General features: G+C 70.7%; 15 protein-coding genes. 12 read left to right on the top strand and 3 right to left on the bottom strand.

The window, feature by feature from the left end; translation table 11 throughout:
• Positions 1 to 34: 34 nt before the first annotated feature.
• Positions 35 to 1,795, bottom strand: a complete 1,761-nt coding sequence (locus G3580_RS04335) for a PQQ-dependent dehydrogenase, methanol/ethanol family (protein WP_173764101.1) — start codon at positions 1,793 to 1,795, stop codon at positions 35 to 37.
• Between the two features lie 124 nt (positions 1,796 to 1,919).
• Positions 1,920 to 3,104: a porin gene (locus tag G3580_RS04330; protein ID WP_217424599.1), complete on the bottom strand. Its 1,185-nt coding sequence runs from the start codon at positions 3,102 to 3,104 to the stop codon at positions 1,920 to 1,922.
• Positions 3,105 to 3,580: 476 nt separating this feature from the next.
• On the opposite strand from G3580_RS04330, the gene thiC reads away from it, so the two are divergent.
• Together thiC and G3580_RS04320 are read left to right on the top strand one after the other, a co-directional pair.
• The gene (gene thiC, locus G3580_RS04325; protein ID WP_173764100.1) at positions 3,581 to 5,497 is read left to right on the top strand and encodes a phosphomethylpyrimidine synthase ThiC; all 1,917 of its coding nucleotides are present in this window, start codon (positions 3,581 to 3,583) and stop codon (positions 5,495 to 5,497) included.
• A gap of 110 nt (positions 5,498 to 5,607) precedes the next feature.
• Positions 5,608 to 5,799 carry a hypothetical protein gene (locus tag G3580_RS04320; RefSeq protein WP_173764099.1) on the top strand — a complete coding sequence of 64 codons (192 nt, stop codon included), beginning with the start codon at positions 5,608 to 5,610 and terminating at the stop codon, positions 5,797 to 5,799.
• A gap of 21 nt (positions 5,800 to 5,820) precedes the next feature.
• Here the strand turns inward: G3580_RS04320 and G3580_RS04315 are convergent, their stop codons facing one another.
• A complete protein-coding gene (locus tag G3580_RS04315; protein ID WP_173764098.1) occupies positions 5,821 to 6,291 on the bottom strand; it encodes a plastocyanin/azurin family copper-binding protein in 471 nt (156 codons plus the stop codon).
• A gap of 762 nt (positions 6,292 to 7,053) precedes the next feature.
• Here G3580_RS04315 and G3580_RS04310 point away from each other — a divergent pair.
• The 10 genes from G3580_RS04310 to G3580_RS04265 are packed head-to-tail and all read left to right on the top strand — an operon-like array spanning position 7,054 to position 18,863.
• On the top strand, positions 7,054 to 8,004 hold the full coding sequence (locus G3580_RS04310) for an ABC transporter ATP-binding protein (RefSeq protein WP_173764097.1): 951 nt from the start codon (positions 7,054 to 7,056) through the stop codon (positions 8,002 to 8,004).
• Complete coding sequence (locus G3580_RS04305) at positions 7,994 to 10,879, top strand: Gldg family protein (protein WP_173764096.1); 2,886 nt, start codon at positions 7,994 to 7,996, stop codon at positions 10,877 to 10,879. Before G3580_RS04310 ends, G3580_RS04305 begins: the two co-directional genes overlap by 11 nt.
• Before the next feature lie 3 nt (positions 10,880 to 10,882).
• Positions 10,883 to 11,935 carry a DUF4340 domain-containing protein gene (locus G3580_RS04300; protein WP_173764095.1) on the top strand — a complete coding sequence of 351 codons (1,053 nt, stop codon included), beginning with the start codon at positions 10,883 to 10,885 and terminating at the stop codon, positions 11,933 to 11,935.
• A complete protein-coding gene (locus G3580_RS04295) occupies positions 11,935 to 12,936 on the top strand; it encodes an AAA family ATPase (RefSeq protein ID WP_173764094.1) in 1,002 nt (333 codons plus the stop codon). The genes G3580_RS04300 and G3580_RS04295 overlap by 1 nt, the downstream gene beginning before the upstream one ends.
• Before the next feature lie 16 nt (positions 12,937 to 12,952).
• The gene (locus tag G3580_RS04290) at positions 12,953 to 13,849 is read left to right on the top strand and encodes a DUF58 domain-containing protein (protein WP_173764093.1); all 897 of its coding nucleotides are present in this window, start codon (positions 12,953 to 12,955) and stop codon (positions 13,847 to 13,849) included.
• The gene (locus G3580_RS04285; RefSeq protein ID WP_173764092.1) at positions 13,837 to 14,322 is read left to right on the top strand and encodes a DUF4381 domain-containing protein; all 486 of its coding nucleotides are present in this window, start codon (positions 13,837 to 13,839) and stop codon (positions 14,320 to 14,322) included. Before G3580_RS04290 ends, G3580_RS04285 begins: the two co-directional genes overlap by 13 nt.
• Positions 14,319 to 15,293: a VWA domain-containing protein gene (locus G3580_RS04280; protein WP_173764091.1), complete on the top strand. Its 975-nt coding sequence runs from the start codon at positions 14,319 to 14,321 to the stop codon at positions 15,291 to 15,293. Before G3580_RS04285 ends, G3580_RS04280 begins: the two co-directional genes overlap by 4 nt.
• Entirely contained in the window at positions 15,290 to 16,216 is a 927-nt protein-coding gene (locus G3580_RS04275; RefSeq protein WP_173764090.1) for a vWA domain-containing protein, read from the top strand. The genes G3580_RS04280 and G3580_RS04275 overlap by 4 nt, the downstream gene beginning before the upstream one ends.
• Positions 16,207 to 17,085, top strand: coding sequence for a tetratricopeptide repeat protein (locus G3580_RS04270; protein ID WP_173764089.1), 879 nt, complete (start codon positions 16,207 to 16,209; stop codon positions 17,083 to 17,085). Before G3580_RS04275 ends, G3580_RS04270 begins: the two co-directional genes overlap by 10 nt.
• Positions 17,082 to 18,863, top strand: coding sequence for a BatD family protein (locus tag G3580_RS04265; protein ID WP_173764088.1), 1,782 nt, complete (start codon positions 17,082 to 17,084; stop codon positions 18,861 to 18,863). Before G3580_RS04270 ends, G3580_RS04265 begins: the two co-directional genes overlap by 4 nt.
• Positions 18,864 to 18,890 lie beyond the last annotated feature (27 nt).

Below are 18,890 nucleotides of genomic sequence, written 5' to 3'. Positions count from 1 at the left end.
GCCATCCGGCCCGGTGTGTCACTGTGGCCTGTGCTCAGTCCGGCAGACCGAACACGATCATGCCGCCACCACGGTTCTGGTGCTTGAACAGCTCACCATAGACCAGCGGCCACAGGCTGCCACCCCCCGGGCCATAGACGATGGCCACGTACTGCTTGCCATCGACGTTGAAGGTGGTCGGGTTGCCGTGGATGCCGGTGCCGACGTTGAAGCGCCACAGGGTCTCGCCGGTGTCGTCACGCATGGCCGAGAACCAGCCCTCGGCATCGCCGGAGAACACCAGTCCGCCCGCCGTGGCGACCAGACCGCTGGTGGCCGGCGTGCTTTGCGGCCGCGACCACACCAGTTCGCCGGTGGTGGCGTTGAAGGCCTTCACGCCGCCGGTGTAGGGATTGGCCTTGAGCACCTTGGAGGACAGGAACCACTCGCCGGACTTCCATTCCATCTTCTTCGACTGGATGTCCATGGAGCTGTCGATGAAGGGCACGTACATCAGCTTGGTGAGCGGGCTGTAGGCCGCCGGGTGCCACTCCTTGCCACCGTCCAGGATCGGCGCGATGTCGGTCACCACCTTGTCGTAGGCCGGCACCTTGTCCGGATTGACCACCGGGCGGCAGTTGTCGGTGAACTTCTTCACCCAGTTCACGCGCGCGATGGGCACCACCCAGTTGCACTTGGCGTTGTCGCGGTTGATGGAGTACAGGTGGCCGTTGCGGTCGGCGTGCAGCCACACGTCGCGCCCCTTCTCGTCCTTGATCAGGATGACTTCGTTGTTGCCGTCATAGTCCCAGGAGCCGTGCGGGGTGTACTGGAAGTAGTGCTTGATCTTGCCGGTGTCGGCATCGAGCGCCAGGGTCGAGTTGCTGTACAGGTTGTCGCCCTCGCGCACGCGCGGGTCGAAGTCCGGCGTCGGGTTGCCCACGCCCCAGAAGATGGTCTTGGTCTTGGGGTCGTAGTTGCCGGTCAGCCACGCGGAGGCGCCACCGGTCTTCCACGAGCCGTCGGCCCAGGTCTTGGCGGCCGGATCGTCCTCGCTCACCGGGCGGGTGAAGGTCTGCCACACGATCTTGCCGGTGTCGGGGTCGAGCGCGGTGATCTTGCCGGCGTTGGCGCCCACGTCACTGCCCGAGTTGCCCACCATGATCATGCCGTTGGCCACCAGCGGCATCGAGGTGTAGATCTCGCCGGTCTTGTAGTCGCCCAGCTTGACGTCCCACTTCACGCGGCCGGTGGTGTTGTCGAGCGCCACCACGTGGGAATCCAGCGTGGCCATGTAGACCATGTCCTTGAACACCGCGACGCCCCGGTTGACCGCCTCGCAGCACAGCCGCGGGCCGATGTCGCCAGGCAGCGGATGCTCGTACTTCCAGATGATGCGGCCGGATTCGCCGTCGATGGAGAAGACCTTGTTCTGGGACGCGGTGACGTAGATACGGCCATTGACCACCGTGGTCTGGCTGTCCTGCGCGTCGGTCACGCCGAAGGACAGGTTCCACTTGGGCACCAGCTTGACGACGTTGTCCTGGTTGATCTGGCGCAACTGACTGAAGCGGGTGGCCTCGTAGTCCTTGCCATAGTTCAGCCAGTTGTTGGCGTCCTTGTCGGCATGCAGCAGCATGTCTTCGGACACGTAGTTCGGACGCCACTTGAAGCCGGGCGCAAGCACGTTGACGCCCAGGGGCGGCTCGGGATCCTCTGCCCACGCGGACGCGATCGACAGACACATCGCGGTCACTACGCCGACCGCGAGCAGACGGGCAAGCGACGGATGCCGGAAATCGGATTGCTTGTTCATGGGAACTCCTGTTGGTGTGGGGCACGCACAGGCGTCAATGAAATCCGCGCCTGCAAATTGTTGGCGGGCTCGGCTGGACCGGGCGGCAAAGCCGCCGTCCGGTCCAGCCTGGAACGACTCGGTATCAGAAGTTGAAGTTGATACCGGTGTTCAGCAGCCAGGTCTTCTTGCCCACGGCGGGGATGCCGGCGGCGACGATGCTGGTCTTGATGGTCGCGGCATCACCCGCGTCCACAAACGCGGCCTGGACATAGACCGTGGTATCCGGACGCCAGGCGAAGTCGTTGCTCAGCACCACGTTGCGGGTCTCGTCGTTGGTGTTCTCGTGATCCTTGTTGTGGTAGTAGGCCACCGTCGCGGTCTGACGCTCGGCCCAGTGCCAGTCGGCACCCACGCCCAGGCCCGACACGTCGGAGACGTTCATGCCCGTGCGGGTTTCGTTCTTGGCACGCAGGTAATTGATCTTGAAGGTGAAGTCGCCGAACCCCTTGGCGGCCCCCAGGCCCCAGTGCTTGACGTTGTTGTTGCCGGTCCCCTGGTCCTTGATGATCTGGTAGGACGCGGACAGGGTCACCGGCCCGGTGTAGGTGGCACCCGCAGCGACGGCACTGTTGTTGTCCATGCTGCCTTCCTGGCCGCCCACGGCCCACAGCACGCCGAAGTTCACCGGACCGACGGTGTTGCGGTACTGGATGGCGTTGCTGAAGAAGATGCCGACGTCGTTGTTGGTGTTGCGCTCGGTACCCACCGCACCGGCCGTGGCCGCGTACTGGTTGTAGGCCCAGGCGTAGAGGTTGGAGAACTGCTCCTTGAACGCGCGCGGCTCGGTGCCGATGTGGGCCAGCAGGGCCGGGCCGTACTGGCGACCGAAGGTCAGGCTACCCCAGTCGCCCTTGATGCCCACGTTGGCCTGACGACGCCACTGCGGGACCGAGGCGCCGGCGGCGTCACCGGAGCCGTGCAGCTGACCGTTGTTGGTGTCGAAGTGGGATTCGAGGTTGAAGAAGGCGGTGATGCCGTCGCCCATGTCGCGCTCGCCCTTGAAGCCGAGCACGGTCTGGCGCAGGCCACTGGTTTCCATCGAGAACTTGCTTTTGCCGTTGGCGCCGTCCTTGCTCTGGTACAGCAGGCCGACGTCGATGATGCCGAAGATCGAGATCTTGGTGCCGTCGAACTCGGCGATCGTCTTGTCGGCCAGGGCGCTGCTCGAGGCCATGGCCATCGCCAGCGCGGCGGCCGCCCCCATGGCCAGTCGCGAACGACCACCACGGAATGCGCCGGACTTCATACTCGTTTGATGATTTTTCATCGTCTCCTCCGAGAGTTCTTAACATTGATCTTGCTTGCCTGGACGCTGTGCGCTTGATCGCTACGCATCTCGTCGGCGAACACCTCAGGCAGCAACCGTGCCAAGCCGAAAACGCCCCTGAAAGCCGCGCCAGAACGTGGTTTTCCTTTTTTTTCCAGTAATTTGGGTGAGACAGATGTTTATTCCGGACACGTCCGGCTGCGACAGCTGTGTCGCTGTCTCAGGGAATCAGGCGGTGTTTCTCACCCCGTCCGGCACGCATGATGGACACGCCCCCGCCGCTGCCCGCTGGCCTGGGCACGGCAGGACGCCCGGCCCACAGGTGCGCGGCCGCGGCAACGCCGACGCGACATGCCACGGTCCGCCCCCTGTCGCCGCACGGCACACACCATGGCCTGGAACTTGCACCCGGTTCGGGACGACGCCCCGCAGAGGGCATATGCATTGGCCCACCGTTCTGAGACAGGAGCCCCCAGATGAACGCCACCGAAAAATTCCTCGCCACCGAAGCGCATGTGGACGCAGCGGCCATTGCGCCGCTGCCCAACTCGCGCAAGATCCATGTCGAAGGCTCGCGCCCGGACGTGCGCGTGCCCATGCGCCAGATCTCCCAGGCCGACACCCCCACGGGTTTTGGCGGCGAGAAGAACCCGCCGATCTTCGTCTACGACTGCTCCGGCCCCTACACCGACCCGGCGGCGAAGATCGACATCCGCTCCGGCCTGCCCGCGTTGCGTGCCGGCTGGATCGAAGAGCGCGGCGACACTGAAGTCCTTTCTGACTTGAGTTCCGAGTTCGGTCGCGCCCGTGCCGCCGATACCGCCCTGGACGAGCTGCGCTTCCCCGGCCTGCACCGCACGCCGCGCCGCGCCAAGGCCGGCGCCAACGTCACCCAGATGCACTACGCCCGTCAGGGGATCGTCACCCCGGAGATGGAGTTCATCGCCATTCGCGAGAACATGAACCGGGCCGCCTATCTGGAATCGCTGCAAGGCACCGGGCCGGTCGGCGACAAGATGGCCAAGCTGCTCACCCGCCAGCATCCGGGCCACAGCTTCGGCGCCTCCATTCCGGCCGAGATCACCCCCGAGTTCGTGCGCGACGAAGTGGCCCGCGGGCGCGCCATCATCCCCAACAACATCAACCACCCCGAGTCGGAGCCGATGATCATCGGCCGCAACTTCCTGGTGAAGATCAACGCCAACATCGGCAACTCCGCCCTGGGTTCGTCCATTTCGGAGGAAGTGGACAAGATGACCTGGGCGATCCGCTGGGGGGGCGATACGGTGATGGATCTGTCCACGGGCAAGAACATCCACGAGACCCGCGAGTGGATCATCCGCAATTCGCCCGTGCCCATCGGCACCGTGCCCATCTATCAGGCGCTGGAGAAGGTCGATGGGAAGGCGGAAGAGCTGACCTGGGCCATGTTCCGCGACACGCTCATCGAGCAGGCCGAGCAAGGCGTGGATTACTTCACCATCCACGCGGGCGTGCTGCTGCGCTATGTGCCGCTGACGGCCAACCGCATGACCGGCATCGTCTCGCGCGGCGGGTCGATCATGGCCAAGTGGTGCCTGGCCCATCACCAGGAGAGTTTCCTCTACACCCACTTCGAGGAGATCTGCGAGATCATGAAGGCCTATGACGTGGCCTTCTCGCTAGGCGATGGGCTGCGTCCGGGCTCGATCTACGATGCCAACGACGAGGCCCAGCTCGGCGAGCTGCGCACCCTCGGGGAGCTGACCGACATCGCCTGGAAGCATGATGTGCAGGTGATGATCGAGGGGCCGGGTCATGTGCCCATGCACCTGATCAAGGAGAACATGGATCTGCAGCTCGAATACTGCAAGGAGGCGCCCTTCTACACCCTGGGCCCGCTGACCACCGACATCGCCCCGGGCTACGATCACATCACCAGCGGCATCGGCGCGGCCAACATCGGCTGGTACGGCACCGCGATGCTGTGCTACGTGACCCCGAAGGAGCACCTGGGCCTGCCGGACAAGGATGATGTGAAGGAAGGGATCATCACCTACAAGCTGGCGGCCCATGCGGCGGATCTGGCCAAGGGCCATCCGGGGGCGCAGATCCGCGACAACGCGCTCAGCAAGGCGCGTTACGAGTTCCGCTGGGAGGATCAGTTCAACCTGGGCCTCGATCCGGACAAGGCGCGCGAGTTCCATGACGAGACCCTGCCCAAGGAGAGCGCCAAGGTCGCCCACTTCTGCTCCATGTGCGGGCCGCACTTCTGCTCCATGAAGATCACCCAGGAGGTGCGCGACTTCGCCGCCAAGCAGGGCATCGGCGAGTCCGAGGCCCTCTCCAGGGGCATGGAGGAGAAGGCCGTCGAGTTCGTCAAGACCGGTGCCGAAATCTATCGAAAACTGTGAGCGAACGGCGCAACGGCGCCGGCCCGGCATTTTGAAATCCGGCACCGGCGGGCGCACCATGGACCCTGTTCACTGGTGCGCCCGCCGGCGCGTTGCCCCGGATCGCTCAAATGCTTGCCTTCGTCCTGTCCACCGTCGCCTTCTTCGCCGCCAGCTTCTACCTCAAGCGCACCTTCGAGGACATGGGCCTGCCCCGCGGCCCCACGCGCGGCCTGCTGGTGTTCTTCTGCGCCCTGGGCGCCGCCTATGCGGTATCGGCGGCCGTCGGCTGGATCACGGGCGCACCGGCTCCGATCCTCTGAGGCAGCCCCCCGGGGAGCGGGCTATTTGACCTGCGCGAGCGCCTGGGTGAAGCGGTCCTTGTTCATGACGAATGTCGCGGACGTCTTCTTCGCCATCGCCTGGGCTGCCGCCAGATTGACCGGCGTGCCGACCTGGATGACACCGACCATGCCCATGCGCTCGTGCGCCGCACAGGCGTAGAGGTACACCCCTTCCGCCTCCAGTTTGACCCGCAGTGCCGTATCCGCCTCGCCCGACCACGCGTGCGCGCCGGGCGGCACGAGCAGGGACACCGAGCTGTGCCCGCCGTTGGGTGTGGGTTCGAAGATGACCGTGTCGCCGACCTTGGCTTTCACGAAGCCGGGCTGGAAGGCCAAGGGTCCGGACGCGGAGGTATCCAGCATCCTGATGCGGATGTCGTCCGCCTGCGCCGCTTGCGCGCCCGCCACCGCCATGGTGCCGACGCAGAGCAACCTGACGAGCCGGCCCGCCGCGTTTCGGGTTCTGTTCATGGTATCGCTCCCTTCGCGTCGTCCAGCGCCCGCTGCCGAACGCGTGTGATCTCGAGGCCACCGAACCCGGCTGGATCCATCAGGTCGCAGGCATCGCCATGCAACGCGGATCAGGGGGCTGCCTGCCATCCGGAGTCCTGCTGCTGTGGTGTTGCGACCATGAAAGGCGCCGTGCCCGCGGGGACGCGGACAGCGATGCGCTCATGACAAGAATGGGAAGAGCGGGCGGGGAGAAAAGTTCCCGAGCGCGCCGCACCCCTTGACGCGGGGCACCCTGTTACGCAAGCGATCGGCCAGCGGGCCGAACGCGAGCGCCGACACCCCACAACATAAGCATTCGGACATATTCCCGACGCGCCGCCCATTTCGCATCAAAGGCGCACGGCGCCCGTCGCTCATCAGTTCTTTTCAAAATATTTCATCTGGAACTTTTGACGTAACGCGCTTGTTAACAGATCACCGGCGCGCGCCGTGCCCCCCATGGTTTTTGCCGTCGCGGCACGCCGGCGATTGCTTCGATTCATCCATCCAAAGCCGCCGAGCAGACGAAAAGAAGGTCATGCCAGCCTGCGAACAAGAATCCAGCGCGTCCTGCCTCCTGGGCCACTTCCTCCCCTTGCGGTCCACCCCGCCGCCCCTTCGCTGATCCCGCTTGCGCCGTGACGCGCCCCTGAGCGTCGCCACGTTCCGAAGCCCATCGCGCCGGCCATCCCTGGCCGCCTTCGCGACGGGTCAGAGCACTTTTTTCCGCAAGGGACAGCAATGATCGAGATGAACCACCTCACCCGTCGCTATGGCGATCTGCTCGCCGTGGACGACGTGAGCTTCAGCATCGGCGCTGGCGAAGTCGTCGGCCTGTTGGGCCACAACGGCGCCGGCAAGACCACCGTGATGAAGATGCTCACCGGCGCGCTCGAACCGACCGCCGGCACCCTCCGCGTCGGCGAGCTCGAGATCGGCCGCGACACCGCGGCGATCCAGGCGCGCATCGGCTACCTGCCGGAGAACTGCCCGGTGTGGCCGGACCTGACCGTGATCGAGTTTCTCGAATACCAGGCCGCGCTGCACGGCGTGCCCGAGGCGCAGCGCCGCGTGGCGGTGGCCACCGCGATCCGCCGCACGGCGCTGAAAGAGAAGGCCACCGCGCCGATCCAGACCCTCTCGCGCGGCTACCGCCAGCGGGTCGGCGTGGCCCAGGCGATCCTGCATGCCCCCGAGATCGTGATCCTCGACGAGCCCACCAACGGCCTCGATCCCACCCAGATCCTGCACATGCGCGAGCTGATCCGCGAGCTGTCGGCCCATGCCACGGTGATCGTGTCCACCCACATCCTCCAGGAGGTGGAGGCGGTGTGCGAGCGGGTGGTGATCATGAAGCGCGGGCGCAAGGTGGCCGATGCGCGCCTCGACGACCTGCAGCGCGGCGCACGCCTGCTGGTGACCCTCGATCGCGACGAGGCCAGCGCCCGGCCGGTGCTGACGGCGGTGCCCGGGGTGCGCGGGATGCGCCTCGACGCCGCCCTCGACGGCCGCTGGCGCTACGCGCTCGACGTGCCCGAGACGGCCGCCCCGGCGGTGAGCGCGGCGGTGCACGCGGCCGGCTTCGGCCTGCATGCGCTCACCCCCGAGCGGCGCGACCTGGAGACCGTGTTCGCCGAGGTCAACCGCACCGAGACGCCCGTCGCCGACACGGAGGTGCGTCATGCTGCGTAACGCCCGTACCGTCGCCCGCAAGGAGCTGGCCGGCTTTTTCGCCTCGCCCGCCGCGTTCCTGTTTCTCGGCGCCTTCCTCGCCGTGACCCTGTTCGTGTTCTTCTGGGTGGACACCTTCTTCGCCCGCAACCTGGCCGACGTGCGTCCGCTGTTCCAGTGGATGCCGGTGCTGCTGATCTTCCTCGTCGCCGCGCTCACCATGCGCGCCTGGGCCGAAGAGCGGCGCGCCGGCACGGTGGAGCTGCTGCTCACCGCGCCGGTCTCGCCCACCGACCTGGTGCTGGGCAAGTTCCTCGGCGCCATGGCGCTGGTGGCCATCGCCCTCGCCCTGACCCTGCCGCTGCCGCTGACGGTGTCCGTCCTCGGCCCGCTCGACTGGGGCCCGGTCGTCGGCGGCTACGTGGCCGCGCTGGCGCTGGCCGCGGCCTATGTGGCGATCGGGCTGTGGGTGTCCTCGCGCACCGACAACCAGATCGTCAGCCTGATCGTCACCGTGCTCGTCGCCGGGGCGTTCTTCCTCATCGGCGCACCCGCGCTCACCGATCTGGCCGGCCAGCGCGTGGGCGACCTGCTGCGCGCGCTGGGTGCCGGCTCGCGCTTCGACTCGATCACGCGCGGCGTGCTCGATCTGCGCGACCTCTACTACTACCTGTCCATCACCGTCGCCTTCCTGGTGCTCAACCGCCTGGCGGTGGAAAAGATGCGCTGGGCCCACAACAGCCCGCGCCCGGCCCACCGCGCCTGGCAATGGATCGCGGCGCTGCTGGTGGCCAACGTCCTGGGCGCCAACCTGTGGCTGGACCAGATCGGCGGCGTGCGTGCCGACCTGACGGCCGACCACCGCTACACCCTCTCCGAGGCCACCCGCGGCTACCTGAAGGACCTGCGCGAACCGCTGCTGATCCGCGGCTACTTCAGCGCCGCCACCCATCCGCTGCTCGCCCCGCTGGTGCCGCAGCTGCGCGACCTGCTCGAGGAGTACGCCGCCGCCGGCGGCGACAAGGTGCGGGTGGAGTTCGTCGACCCGCATGACGATCCGAAGCTCGAGGAAGAGGCCGCCAGCCGCTACGACATCCGCCCGGTGCCCTTCCAGGTCTCGAGCAAGTACAAGGCCTCCGTGGTCAATTCCTACTTCGACGTACTGGTCAGCTACGGCGACCAGTACAAGGTGCTCGGCTTCCGCGACCTGATCGACGTGAAGATGCGCTCCGAGGGGGACTTCAAGGTGGCGCTCAAGAACCCCGAGTACGACATCACCCGCGCCATCCGCAAGGTGTTGCTGAGCTACCAGGGCGGCGGCAGCCCCTTCGCCACCCTGTCCAGACCGCTGCACTTCACCGGCCATCTCTCGCCCGACGCCGCCCTGCCGCCCGAGCTGGCCACGGCCCGCAAGGCGCTCGACCAGGCCCTGGCCAAGCTGCGCAAGCAGGCCGGCGACAAGCTCACGGTCAGCTTCGACGACCCCGGCGCCGACCCGGCACTGGCACGCAAGCTGGGTGACGAACTCGGCTTCCGCCCGCTGGTCACCGGCCTGCTCGATCCCAAGCCGTTCTGGTTCCACCTGACCCTCTCCGACGGCCACCAGACCGAGCCGCTGCCCCTGCCCGACACCCTCAAGCCCGAGGCCTTCGAGCGCACGCTGGAGGCGGCGGTCAAGCGCTTCTCGCCGGGCTTCCTCAAGACCGTGGCGGTCTACACGCCGCCCCCGCCGCCACCCCAGACCATGGGCGCACACGGGCCCGGCTTCCGCACCCTGCGCGCCGCCATGGGCCAGTCGGTGCGCTGGCTGGACACGACGCTCGACCATGGCCAGGTGCCGGCCGAGGCCGACATGCTGATGGTGCTCGACCCGCGCCACCTGGACGAGGCCCAGCGTTTCGCCATCGACCAGTTCCTGATGCAGGGCGGCAGCGTGGTGGTGGCCACCTCGCCCACCGAGGTCGAGCTGGGTCGCAGCATCGACGGCCATCCGGTCGACAGCGGCCTGGAAGACTGGCTGGCCGGCTACGGCCTGCATCTGGGCAAGGGGCTGGTGCTCGACCCGCAGAGCGGCGCCCTGCCGGTCCCGGTAGAGCGCCCCATCGGCAACGGCATGTCGGTGCGCGAGATCCAGCTCGCGGCCTACCCGTACATCGTGGACGTGCGCGGCCGCGGGCTCGACGCCGACAGCCCGGTCACCGCCAGCCTGGGCGACATCCAGGTGCCGTGGGCGGCGCCGATCCGCATCGACGCGGCCAAGAACCAGGACCGCAAGCTCACCACCCTGCTCTCGTCGTCTGCCGGCAGCTGGGTGTCGACGCAGCCGAACCTGATCCCCGACTACCAGGCCCATCCGGAGCTCGGCTTCGCCCCCACCGGCGCGCGCGGCGCGCATCCGCTCGCGGTGATGCTCGAAGGCCGCTTCGACTCGGCCTTCAAGGGCCAGCCCTCGCCGCTGCTCAAGGCCGCGGCCGACGCCAAGCCGGATGCCAAGGCCGGCACGGACGCGAAGACGCCTGCGCCGCCGACGCCCATCGGCCGGGTCATCGATCACTCGCCGCGTTCCGCCCGGCTGATCCTGATCGGCTCCAGCGCCCTGTTCTCCGACCGTGCCACCGAGTTCATCGGCCAGGCCCTGGGCAGTGCCAACCTCAAGCCGGCCCAGTTCGCCCAGAACCTGGTCGACTGGTCGCTTGAGGACCAGGGCCTGCTCGCCATCCGCAGCCGCGGCCAGTTCGCCCGCACCCTGGCGCCCCTGCCGCGCGACGCCCAGGCGATGTGGGAATACGCCAACTACGGCTTCGCCCTCGGCGGCCTCGCGCTGGTGTGGCTACTCAACAACCGTCGCCGCCATGGGGCCGCGCGCCGCCATGCCCGGCTCCTGCAGGAGGTCTGAACGATGAACCGCTGGATTCCCGTCCTCGCCGTCGTCCTCGGCGTGCAACTGGCCGCCGCCCTCGCCCTGGATCTGCGCCACGACCGGCTGTCGCCGAAAACGCCCGACACCCCGCTGGTGGCCGCCCGCCTCGACGGCGTCGACCATCTCGTGGTCGACGGCCCGGTCGCGCCCGACAAGCCCAAGGCCGACACCCGCATCGAACTGGCCAGGGCCAAGGGCCAATGGGTGCTGCCCGGCCACTTCGATGCCCCGGCCGACGCCGGCAAGGTGAAGCACCTGCTCGACCGGCTCGGCACGCTCCGGCGCGGCTTCCCGGTGGCCACCAGCGCCGATGCGCCCGAGCGCTTCAAGGTCGCCAAGGACCACTACGAGCGACGTCTGGTCGCCAGTGCCGGCGGCAAGCCGGTGGCGACGATCTACCTGGGCAGCTCGCCCGGCCTGCGCAAGGCCGATGCCCGCAGCGCCGGCGACGATGCGGTCTATGCGGTGGATCTGGCCACCTTCGACCTGCCCACCGACGCCGGCGCCTGGCTGGACGCCAGCCTGCTCGACGCCGATGCGCAAGGGGCCACCGAGATCGACCTGACCGCCGCCGGCAAGGCCCCGCTCACCCTGCGCAAGGGCACCGGCAAGGACGCCACCTGGACCCTGGCCGACACCCCGGCGGGCAAGCATCTCGACGCCGACCACGCCGCCACCCTGGCGAGCACCCTGGCCGGGCTCAAGGCGGACACCGTCCTGGGCACCACCGCCCAGCCCGCGTGGCAGCAGGACACGCCGGCCCTGACCGTCACGCTCAAGCACAAGGACGGCGCGCCGGTCACCTGGACCCTGTCCAAGCCGGCCAAGGGCAACACCTACGTGCTCAAGTCCTCGCGTCACCCCTGGTATGTGCAGCTGCAGGCCTGGAGCGCCCGCCCGCTGCTCGAAGCCGCCGCGGCCGACACCCTGGTGGTGGCCGACGCCGCCCCTGCGCCAGCCGAGCCCGGCGCGCCCGACCACGCCACGCCGGCACCGCTGGCCCAGGCGCCCACCCACCGGAGCCACAACTGATGGAAGCGACCCTCATGCCGCCGACCGAGACGGCCAGCCCCGCCCGCCAGGCCTTCCTCGATCTGCGCGGCTATCTGAGCGAACAGGTGCTCGGCCAGGCGGCGCTGGTCGAGCGCCTCCTGGTGGCGCTGCTCGCCGACGGCCACCTGCTGGTCGAAGGCCCGCCCGGGCTCGCCAAGACGCGCGCGGTCAAGGCGCTTGCCCACGGCCTGGAGGTGGATTTCCAGCGGGTGCAGTTCACCCCCGACATGCTGCCGGCCGACCTCACCGGCTCGGAGATCTTCCGCCCCGAAGAGGGCGCCTTCCGCTTCCAGCGCGGCCCCCTGTTCCACAACCTCATCCTCGCCGACGAGATCAACCGCGCCCCGGCCAAGGTGCAGTCGGCGCTGCTCGAGGCCATGGCCGAGCACCAGATCAGCGTCGGCGCCGCCAGCCATGCGCTGCCCCGGCTGTTCCTGGTGATGGCCACCCAGAACCCCATCGAGCAGGAAGGCACCTACCCGCTGCCCGAGGCCCAGCTCGACCGCTTCATGCTGCACACCCGGGTGGACTACCCCGACCGCGCCACCACCCTGCGCATCATGGCGCTGGCCCGCACCGAGGCGCGCGACGCGCGCGAGCTGCCACCGCCGCCCCGGCGCCTGGCGCAGGAGACGGTGTTCGCCGCCCGCCGCGAGGTGCTGGCGCTGACCCTGGCCGAGCCGGTGGCCGAGTACATCGCCGCCCTCGTCGAGGCCACCCGCCGCCCCGAGCCCTACAGCGCCCAGCTCGCCGAGTGGCTGCGCTGGGGGGCCAGCCCGCGCGCGGCCATCGCCATGGAGCGCGGCGCCCGCGCCCTGGCCTGGCTGGACGGGCGCGACTTCGTCACCCCCGACGACGTCCAGAGCATCGCCCCCGACGTGCTGCGCCATCGCCTGCTGCTCGACTACGGCGCCCAGGCGCGCGGCATCGGCGCCCAGGCCTGTATCGACGAACTGCTGCGCCAGGTGCCGGCGCCGTGACGCGGGCAGCCGGCCGATGATCCTCGCCGAACTCGACGACCTGGTCGCCCTGCGCGGCGCGGCCCACGGCCTCGACCTGCACGCCCGGCGCCCTGCGCTGGCGCAGCTGGCCGGCAGCCACCATAGCGCCCATCGCGGCCTCGGGCTGGAATTCGAGGAAGTGCGCCCCTACGCCCCCGGCGACGACGTGCGCAGCATCGACTGGCGCGTCACCGCCCGGCGCGGCCGTGCGCACACCAAGCTGTTCCGCGAGGAACGCGAACGCCCGGTGTGGCTGGTGGCCGACCTGCATCCCGGCCTGTTCTTCGGCAGCCGGCGCCAGCTCAAGTCCACGCTGCTGCTGCGCGCCGCCGCCCTGTGCGGCTGGGTCGCGGTGGGCGGCGGCGACCGCCTGGGCGCCGCCATCGGCGGTGCCGCGCCCCGCCTGTTGCGCCCGCGTGCCCGCGAAGCCGGGGTGCTGCCGGTGTTCGACGCCCTGGTGGCCGCCCAGCCGCGCGCGCCCGGCCCGCCCGACCCGGGGGGCCTCAACCGCCTGCTCGGCTCGCTGCCCGGCGTGGTGCCACCGGGCAGCCTGATCCTGGTGTTGAGCGACTTCGCCGGCCTCGACGCCGACAGTGAGCCCCTGTTCGCGGCGCTGGCCGCACGCCACGAATGCTGGCTGCTGCAGGTGGCCGACCCGCTGGAGATCGACGGCCTGCCCGCCGGGCGCTTCCGCGTCGGCCTGCCCGGGCGCCTGTGGACGCTCGACGGCGACCGCAGCCGGGCGCGCTGGCAGGCCGCCTGGGCCGCGCGTGAGCAGCGCCTGACCACCCTGGCGAGGCGCTTCGCCCTGCCGCTCACCCGGCTGATGACCGCCGATGCGGTCGAGACCGCATTGCCACCGCTGCTGAGGGCGCCGGCATGGGCGGCGTGACCCCCGACTGGCTGGCGCAGCTGGCCCCCGCCCACGCCCCGCCGCCGGTCAGCGCGTGGCCGCCGGCGCCCGGCTGGATCGCGCTCGCGATCCTGTTGCTGCTCCTGGTCGTCGCCCTGTGGCGCGGGTGGCGCCATCCGGCACGCCGTCTGCGCCGCCAGGCGCTGGCCGAACTGCGCCGCATCGAGGCCGAGAACCTCGACGGCACCGCGCTGGCACGTGCCCTCGCGCAGCTGCTGCGCCGCTACGCCATCGCCCGCTTCGGTCGCGAGGCCATCGCCGGCCTCACCGGCCCGGCATGGCTGGCCTTCCTCGCGGCACACGGCGGCGCCCCCCTGGACGGCGAGGCCGGCGACACCCTGATGCGCCGTGCCTGGGGCGGCAGTGGCCCCGACACTGATCCACGCTGGCTGGCCGGCACGCGCGGCTTCCTGCGCGGGCGTGCCCGCCGCCACGAGGGGCGTCCGTCATGATCCACATCGCCTGGCCGTGGATGGCCCTGCTCCTGCCCCTGCCCTGGCTCGTGCGCCGCGTCGCGCCACCGGCGGCCACCGGCGCCGTCGCCCTGTTCCTGCCCTTCGTCGCCGCGCTCGCGCCGACGGGCGCCGAGGATGGCCGCCGCGGCGCACGCCGCGCCCTCGCCCTGTTCGGCGTGCTGTGGCTGCTGCTGGTGGCGGCCGCCGTCCGCCCGCAGTGGCTGGGCGACCCGCAGCCGGTGCCCACCACCGGGCGACGCGTGCTGATGGCCATCGACGTGTCCGGCTCGATGCAGACCCGCGACATGGCCGGATCGCTCGATCGCCTGCAGGTGGTGCAACAGGTGGCCGGCCGCTTCATCGCCCGGCGCCATGGCGATCGCGTCGGCCTGATCCTGTTCGGCACCCGCCCGTATCTTCAGGCGCCGCTCACCCCCGATCTGGCCACGGTGCGCGAATTCCTCGACCAGGCGGTGGTCGGCGAGGCCGGCCCGCAGACCGCCCTGGGTGACGCCATCGGCCTCGCCCTCAAGCGCCTGCGCGACGATCCGCGCGGCGCGCACAAGGGCGACACGGTGCTGATCCTGCTCACCGACGGACGCAACACCGCCGGCGTGATGCCGCCGGTGCAGGCCGCGCGCCATGCCGCCGACGCGGGCCTGAAGATCTACACCATCGGCGTCGGCGGCGCGCCCGAGCGCGGCTTCTTCGGCCTGTTCGGCGGCTCCCGGAGCGATCTGGACGAAGCCACCCTCAAGGCCATCGCCGAGGCCACCGGCGGCGCGTATTTCCGCGCCACCGACGCCGCCGCGCTGCGCCAGGTGTATGCGCGCATCGACGCCCTCGAACCGGCCGCCGGACGCGACCAGTGGTACCGCCCGGCGACCGAGTACTACGACTGGCCGCTGGCCGCGGCCCTGGTGCTGAGCATCCCGCTGGCGCTGGCCTGGGCGAGGCGCGGCGCATGAGCGGGTTCGGCGCCTTCCACTTCCTGCGCCCGGCCTGGCTGCTGGCCCTGCCGCTGCTGCTCGGCCTGGCCGCCTGGCTGGGGCGGCGGCGAGGCCGCGACGGGGCCTGGCGCGGCCTCATCGACCCGGCCCTGCTCGACGCCCTGCGCCTGGACACCGCCGCGCCCGCCGCGCGCTCGCCATGGGCCCTGCTGGCGCTGCTGTGGACCGTCGCCGTGCTCGCCCTGGCCGGTCCCACCTGGCAACGCGAGCACAGCCCCGCCTTCGTCCGCCCGGCCGCCTGGGTGGCGGTGCTCGATCTGTCCCCGTCCATGACAGCGCACGATGTGGCGCCCGACCGGGTCAGCCGGGCGCGTTTCGCCATCGACGATCTGCTCGATGCGGCCGGCGACGGTCGGGTAGCGCTGGTGGTGTTCGGCGGCGGCGCCTACACGGTGACCCCGCTCACCCGCGACACGGCCACCGTGAAGGCCCTGTTGCCGCCCCTGTCGCCGGACCTGATGCCCGCCCATGACGATGCCCTCGCCCCCGCGCTCGACCGCGCCGCCTCCCTGCTGGCGCAGGCGGGCGCACGCCACGGCCAGGTAGTGGTGCTGACCGACGGCTTCGCCGACCCCTCGGCCGCCTTCACCGCCGCCGGCCGCCTGCACCGGCACGGCGCCACCGTGCAGGTCGTGGCCGTCACCGCCGCACAGGCGGCCGGCGCCGACGCGATGCAGCGCCTGGCGAGCGCCGGCGGCGGCCGCCTGACCCGGCTCGACGCCCTGCCCGGACTGATCGCGACACTCAAGGCCAGCGCCGCCGCAGGAGACGCCCAGCGCGCCGAGGCGGTGAGCGTCGATCGCTGGCGCGAGGCCGGGGTGTGGCTGCTGCCGCTGCTGCTGATCGCCACCGCGCTGACGGCGCGCCGGGGGTGGTTGTGACGCGCGCGCTGTGGACCGCCATCGGGCTGCTGCTGGCCGCCATCGCGCCCGCCCATGCGGGCGACGGCTTCGCCGCCCTGTGGCACAACGCCGACCAGCGCGCCGCCCGGCAGCTGCAGGATGGCGACGCCGCCGGCGCCGCGGCCCGCTTCAGCAACCCGCGCTGGCGCGCCTTCGCGCAGCTGAAGGCCGGCGACTACACGGCGGCCGCCAAGGGCTTCGCCGCCTTCGACGACGCCGAGGCGCACTACAACCGGGGCAACGCCCTGGCCCGCGCCGGCGACCTGAAAGGCGCACTGGCCGCCTACGACGCGGCGCTGGCCAAGGACCCGAAAGAGACCGACGCCCGCCACAACCGCGACCTCGTGGCCAAGGCGCTGAAACAGCAGCCCCCACCGCCGCCATCGAAGTCGGGCAGCACGCATCGGCACACGGACGGCAAGGCGGGCCAGAACGGCAACGCCGGCACACCACCGCCGCAGGCGGGCACGGGGCAGCGCGGCGCACACGACACGCCGAACCCGGCCACGGCCCCCCCGCGCCAGGCCCACGACCAGGGCGCCGCGCGCGCGAAGTCACCGCCTTCGACACCGGGCAAGGATGCCCCTGCCCATGACACGGCCGACGCCCGGACCCGCGCCGAAGCCGACGCCCGCCATGCCGTGAACGCCCCGCAGCCGCCCGCGGCCGCGCAACCGAACGACCGCGGCGCGCATGCCCCCGCGGCGGCGGCGCCTCCCCGGCCACCGAGCGAACGCCAGCTCGCGCTGGAGCAGTGGCTGCGGCGCATTCCGGAGGATCCGGGCGGGCTGTTGCGGCGCAAGTTCATGATCGAATACCTGATGAAACACCAGGGGGACTCCCAATGAGGCTCCGCCGGCTCCTGTTCGCCATGTTCGCCACCTGTGCCGTGCTGCTCGGGGCCGTGCCCGCCCGCGCCGCGGTCGACGCCTGGCTCGACCACGACCGCATCGCCGCCGGCGACACGGTGCGGCTGATACTCCAGCGCGACGGCAGCGGCGGGGACGATCCGGACCTGTCGCCGCTGAAAGCGGATTTCGACATCCTCGGCACCGGCAGCACCTCCAGCGTGCAGATCGTCAACGGCAGCATGTCGAGCACCCGGCGCGTGACCGTCACCCTGTCGCCCACCCACGCGGGGCAGCTCACCCTCCCGCCGCTCGCCTGGGGTGGCGAACACACGCCGCCGCTGCAACTCACCGTGGGGGGCGCGGGCGCGGCCCCAACCCAGGGCAGCACGCCGGGCGGCGCGAGCGCGGGCGCGGTGTTCATCGAATCGACCCTGAGCCCGGCACGGCCCTATGTGCAGGCGGCCACCCGGCTCACGGTGCGCCTGTACGCGGCCGAACCGCTCTATCAGGCGAGCCTGTCGCTGCCCGCCGCCACCGACGTGCTGGTGCAGCGCATCGGCGACGACCAGCAGAACCGCATCGAGCGCGGTGGCCGCAGCTACCAGGTGGTGACCCGGACCTACCTGCTGTTCCCGCAGAAGAGCGGCACGCTGCAGCTGGCCGGCCCGGTGCTCGACGCCCAGGTGGCCGACAGCCGTGGCCCCTTGGCGGGCGCGCCGCCGGGCTTCGGCAACCTGTTCGGCCGCAACCCGTTCGCCGGCATGGTCGCCACCCGGCCGATGCGCCTGCACGGCGACCCGATCAGCCTCGAGGTGCGCCCGCGGCCGGCTGCGGCCACCGGTACGGACTGGCTGCCCGCCAGATCGCTCACCCTGAGCGAAACCTGGGCGCCGGGCAGCGGACCGGTGCACGTGGGCGACCCGATCACGCGTCATGTCACCCTCCGTGCCGAAGGGCTGACCGCCGCCCAGCTGCCCGATCCGGGCGCCCGCATGACCCCGCCCGATGGCGTCAAGGCCTATCCCGACCAGGCGCAGCAGGACACCGCCGTGCAGGGCGACCAGGTGGTGGGCACCCGCCGCCAGGCCATCGCCTTCATCGCCGACCACGCCGGCACGGTGACGCTGCCGGCGGTCCACGTCCCCTGGTGGGACACCGCCGCCGATGCGCCGCGCGACGCGACGCTGCCGGCACGCACGCTGACCGTGCTGCCCGCCGCCGCAGGCGCACCGGCGCCGCCGCCCCCCGCGCGCCGGGCCGCGACACCCACGCCTGCCGCCCAGGCGGCCCCGCCCCACGCATCGACGCCGCCGGTGCCGGCACCTGCCGGCAACACCGACCGATGGCGCGTATCGGCATTCGCCCTCGCGGCGCTGTGGCTGGCGACCCTGGCGCTGTGGGCGTGGCGCGCACGGCGTCGGCCGCGCGCCGGCAACGCGCCGACCCCGCCGCCAATCGAACACCGTCCGGCGGCGGCCGAAGCCCGTCAGGCCTTCCGCCGCGCGTGCGCCGCCAACGACGCGGCGGCGGCACGACGCCACCTGCTCGCCTGGCACGGCGCGGTCCGTGGCGATGCCGCCGCGTCGGGCGGCCTGGCGGCCCTGATGCGCGAGACCGACGACGCAGCGCTGCACGCCCACCTGCGCGAACTCGACCGCGCCTGCTTTGGCGGCGGCCCCTGGCAGGGTGCCGCGCTGGCAAAGGCCCTGGACCGGCTGCCGGCGCCACCCGCCATGAGCGCCGCGCAAACCGGGCTGCCATCGCTCTACCCGTGAAACCGCTGCGGCCGGCGTGCGAGAATG

Source organism: Nitrogeniibacter mangrovi, from assembly GCF_010983895.1.
In the GTDB taxonomy this organism is placed as follows: domain Bacteria; phylum Pseudomonadota; class Gammaproteobacteria; order Burkholderiales; family Rhodocyclaceae; genus Nitrogeniibacter; species Nitrogeniibacter mangrovi.
The sequence above is the reverse complement of the archived record's forward strand: the minus strand, read 5'-3'. Positions and strand labels throughout refer to the sequence as shown.

What these genes read in the sequence shown, in the direction of transcription:
- G3580_RS04335 (WP_173764101.1), bottom strand. Translation starts at nt 1,795, where the DNA reads ATGAACAAGCAATCCGATTTCCGGCATCCGTCGCTTGCCCGTCTGCTC.
- G3580_RS04330 (WP_217424599.1), bottom strand. Translation starts at nt 3,104, where the DNA reads ATGAAAAATCATCAAACGAGTATGAAGTCCGGCGCATTCCGTGGTGGT.
- thiC (WP_173764100.1), top strand. Translation starts at nt 3,581, where the DNA reads ATGAACGCCACCGAAAAATTCCTCGCCACCGAAGCGCATGTGGACGCA.
- G3580_RS04320 (WP_173764099.1), top strand. Translation starts at nt 5,608, where the DNA reads ATGCTTGCCTTCGTCCTGTCCACCGTCGCCTTCTTCGCCGCCAGCTTC.
- G3580_RS04315 (WP_173764098.1), bottom strand. Translation starts at nt 6,291, where the DNA reads ATGAACAGAACCCGAAACGCGGCGGGCCGGCTCGTCAGGTTGCTCTGC.
- G3580_RS04310 (WP_173764097.1), top strand. Translation starts at nt 7,054, where the DNA reads ATGATCGAGATGAACCACCTCACCCGTCGCTATGGCGATCTGCTCGCC.
- G3580_RS04305 (WP_173764096.1), top strand. Translation starts at nt 7,994, where the DNA reads ATGCTGCGTAACGCCCGTACCGTCGCCCGCAAGGAGCTGGCCGGCTTT.
- G3580_RS04300 (WP_173764095.1), top strand. Translation starts at nt 10,883, where the DNA reads ATGAACCGCTGGATTCCCGTCCTCGCCGTCGTCCTCGGCGTGCAACTG.
- G3580_RS04295 (WP_173764094.1), top strand. Translation starts at nt 11,935, where the DNA reads ATGGAAGCGACCCTCATGCCGCCGACCGAGACGGCCAGCCCCGCCCGC.
- G3580_RS04290 (WP_173764093.1), top strand. Translation starts at nt 12,953, where the DNA reads ATGATCCTCGCCGAACTCGACGACCTGGTCGCCCTGCGCGGCGCGGCC.
- G3580_RS04285 (WP_173764092.1), top strand. Translation starts at nt 13,837, where the DNA reads ATGGGCGGCGTGACCCCCGACTGGCTGGCGCAGCTGGCCCCCGCCCAC.
- G3580_RS04280 (WP_173764091.1), top strand. Translation starts at nt 14,319, where the DNA reads ATGATCCACATCGCCTGGCCGTGGATGGCCCTGCTCCTGCCCCTGCCC.
- G3580_RS04275 (WP_173764090.1), top strand. Translation starts at nt 15,290, where the DNA reads ATGAGCGGGTTCGGCGCCTTCCACTTCCTGCGCCCGGCCTGGCTGCTG.
- G3580_RS04265 (WP_173764088.1), top strand. Translation starts at nt 17,082, where the DNA reads ATGAGGCTCCGCCGGCTCCTGTTCGCCATGTTCGCCACCTGTGCCGTG.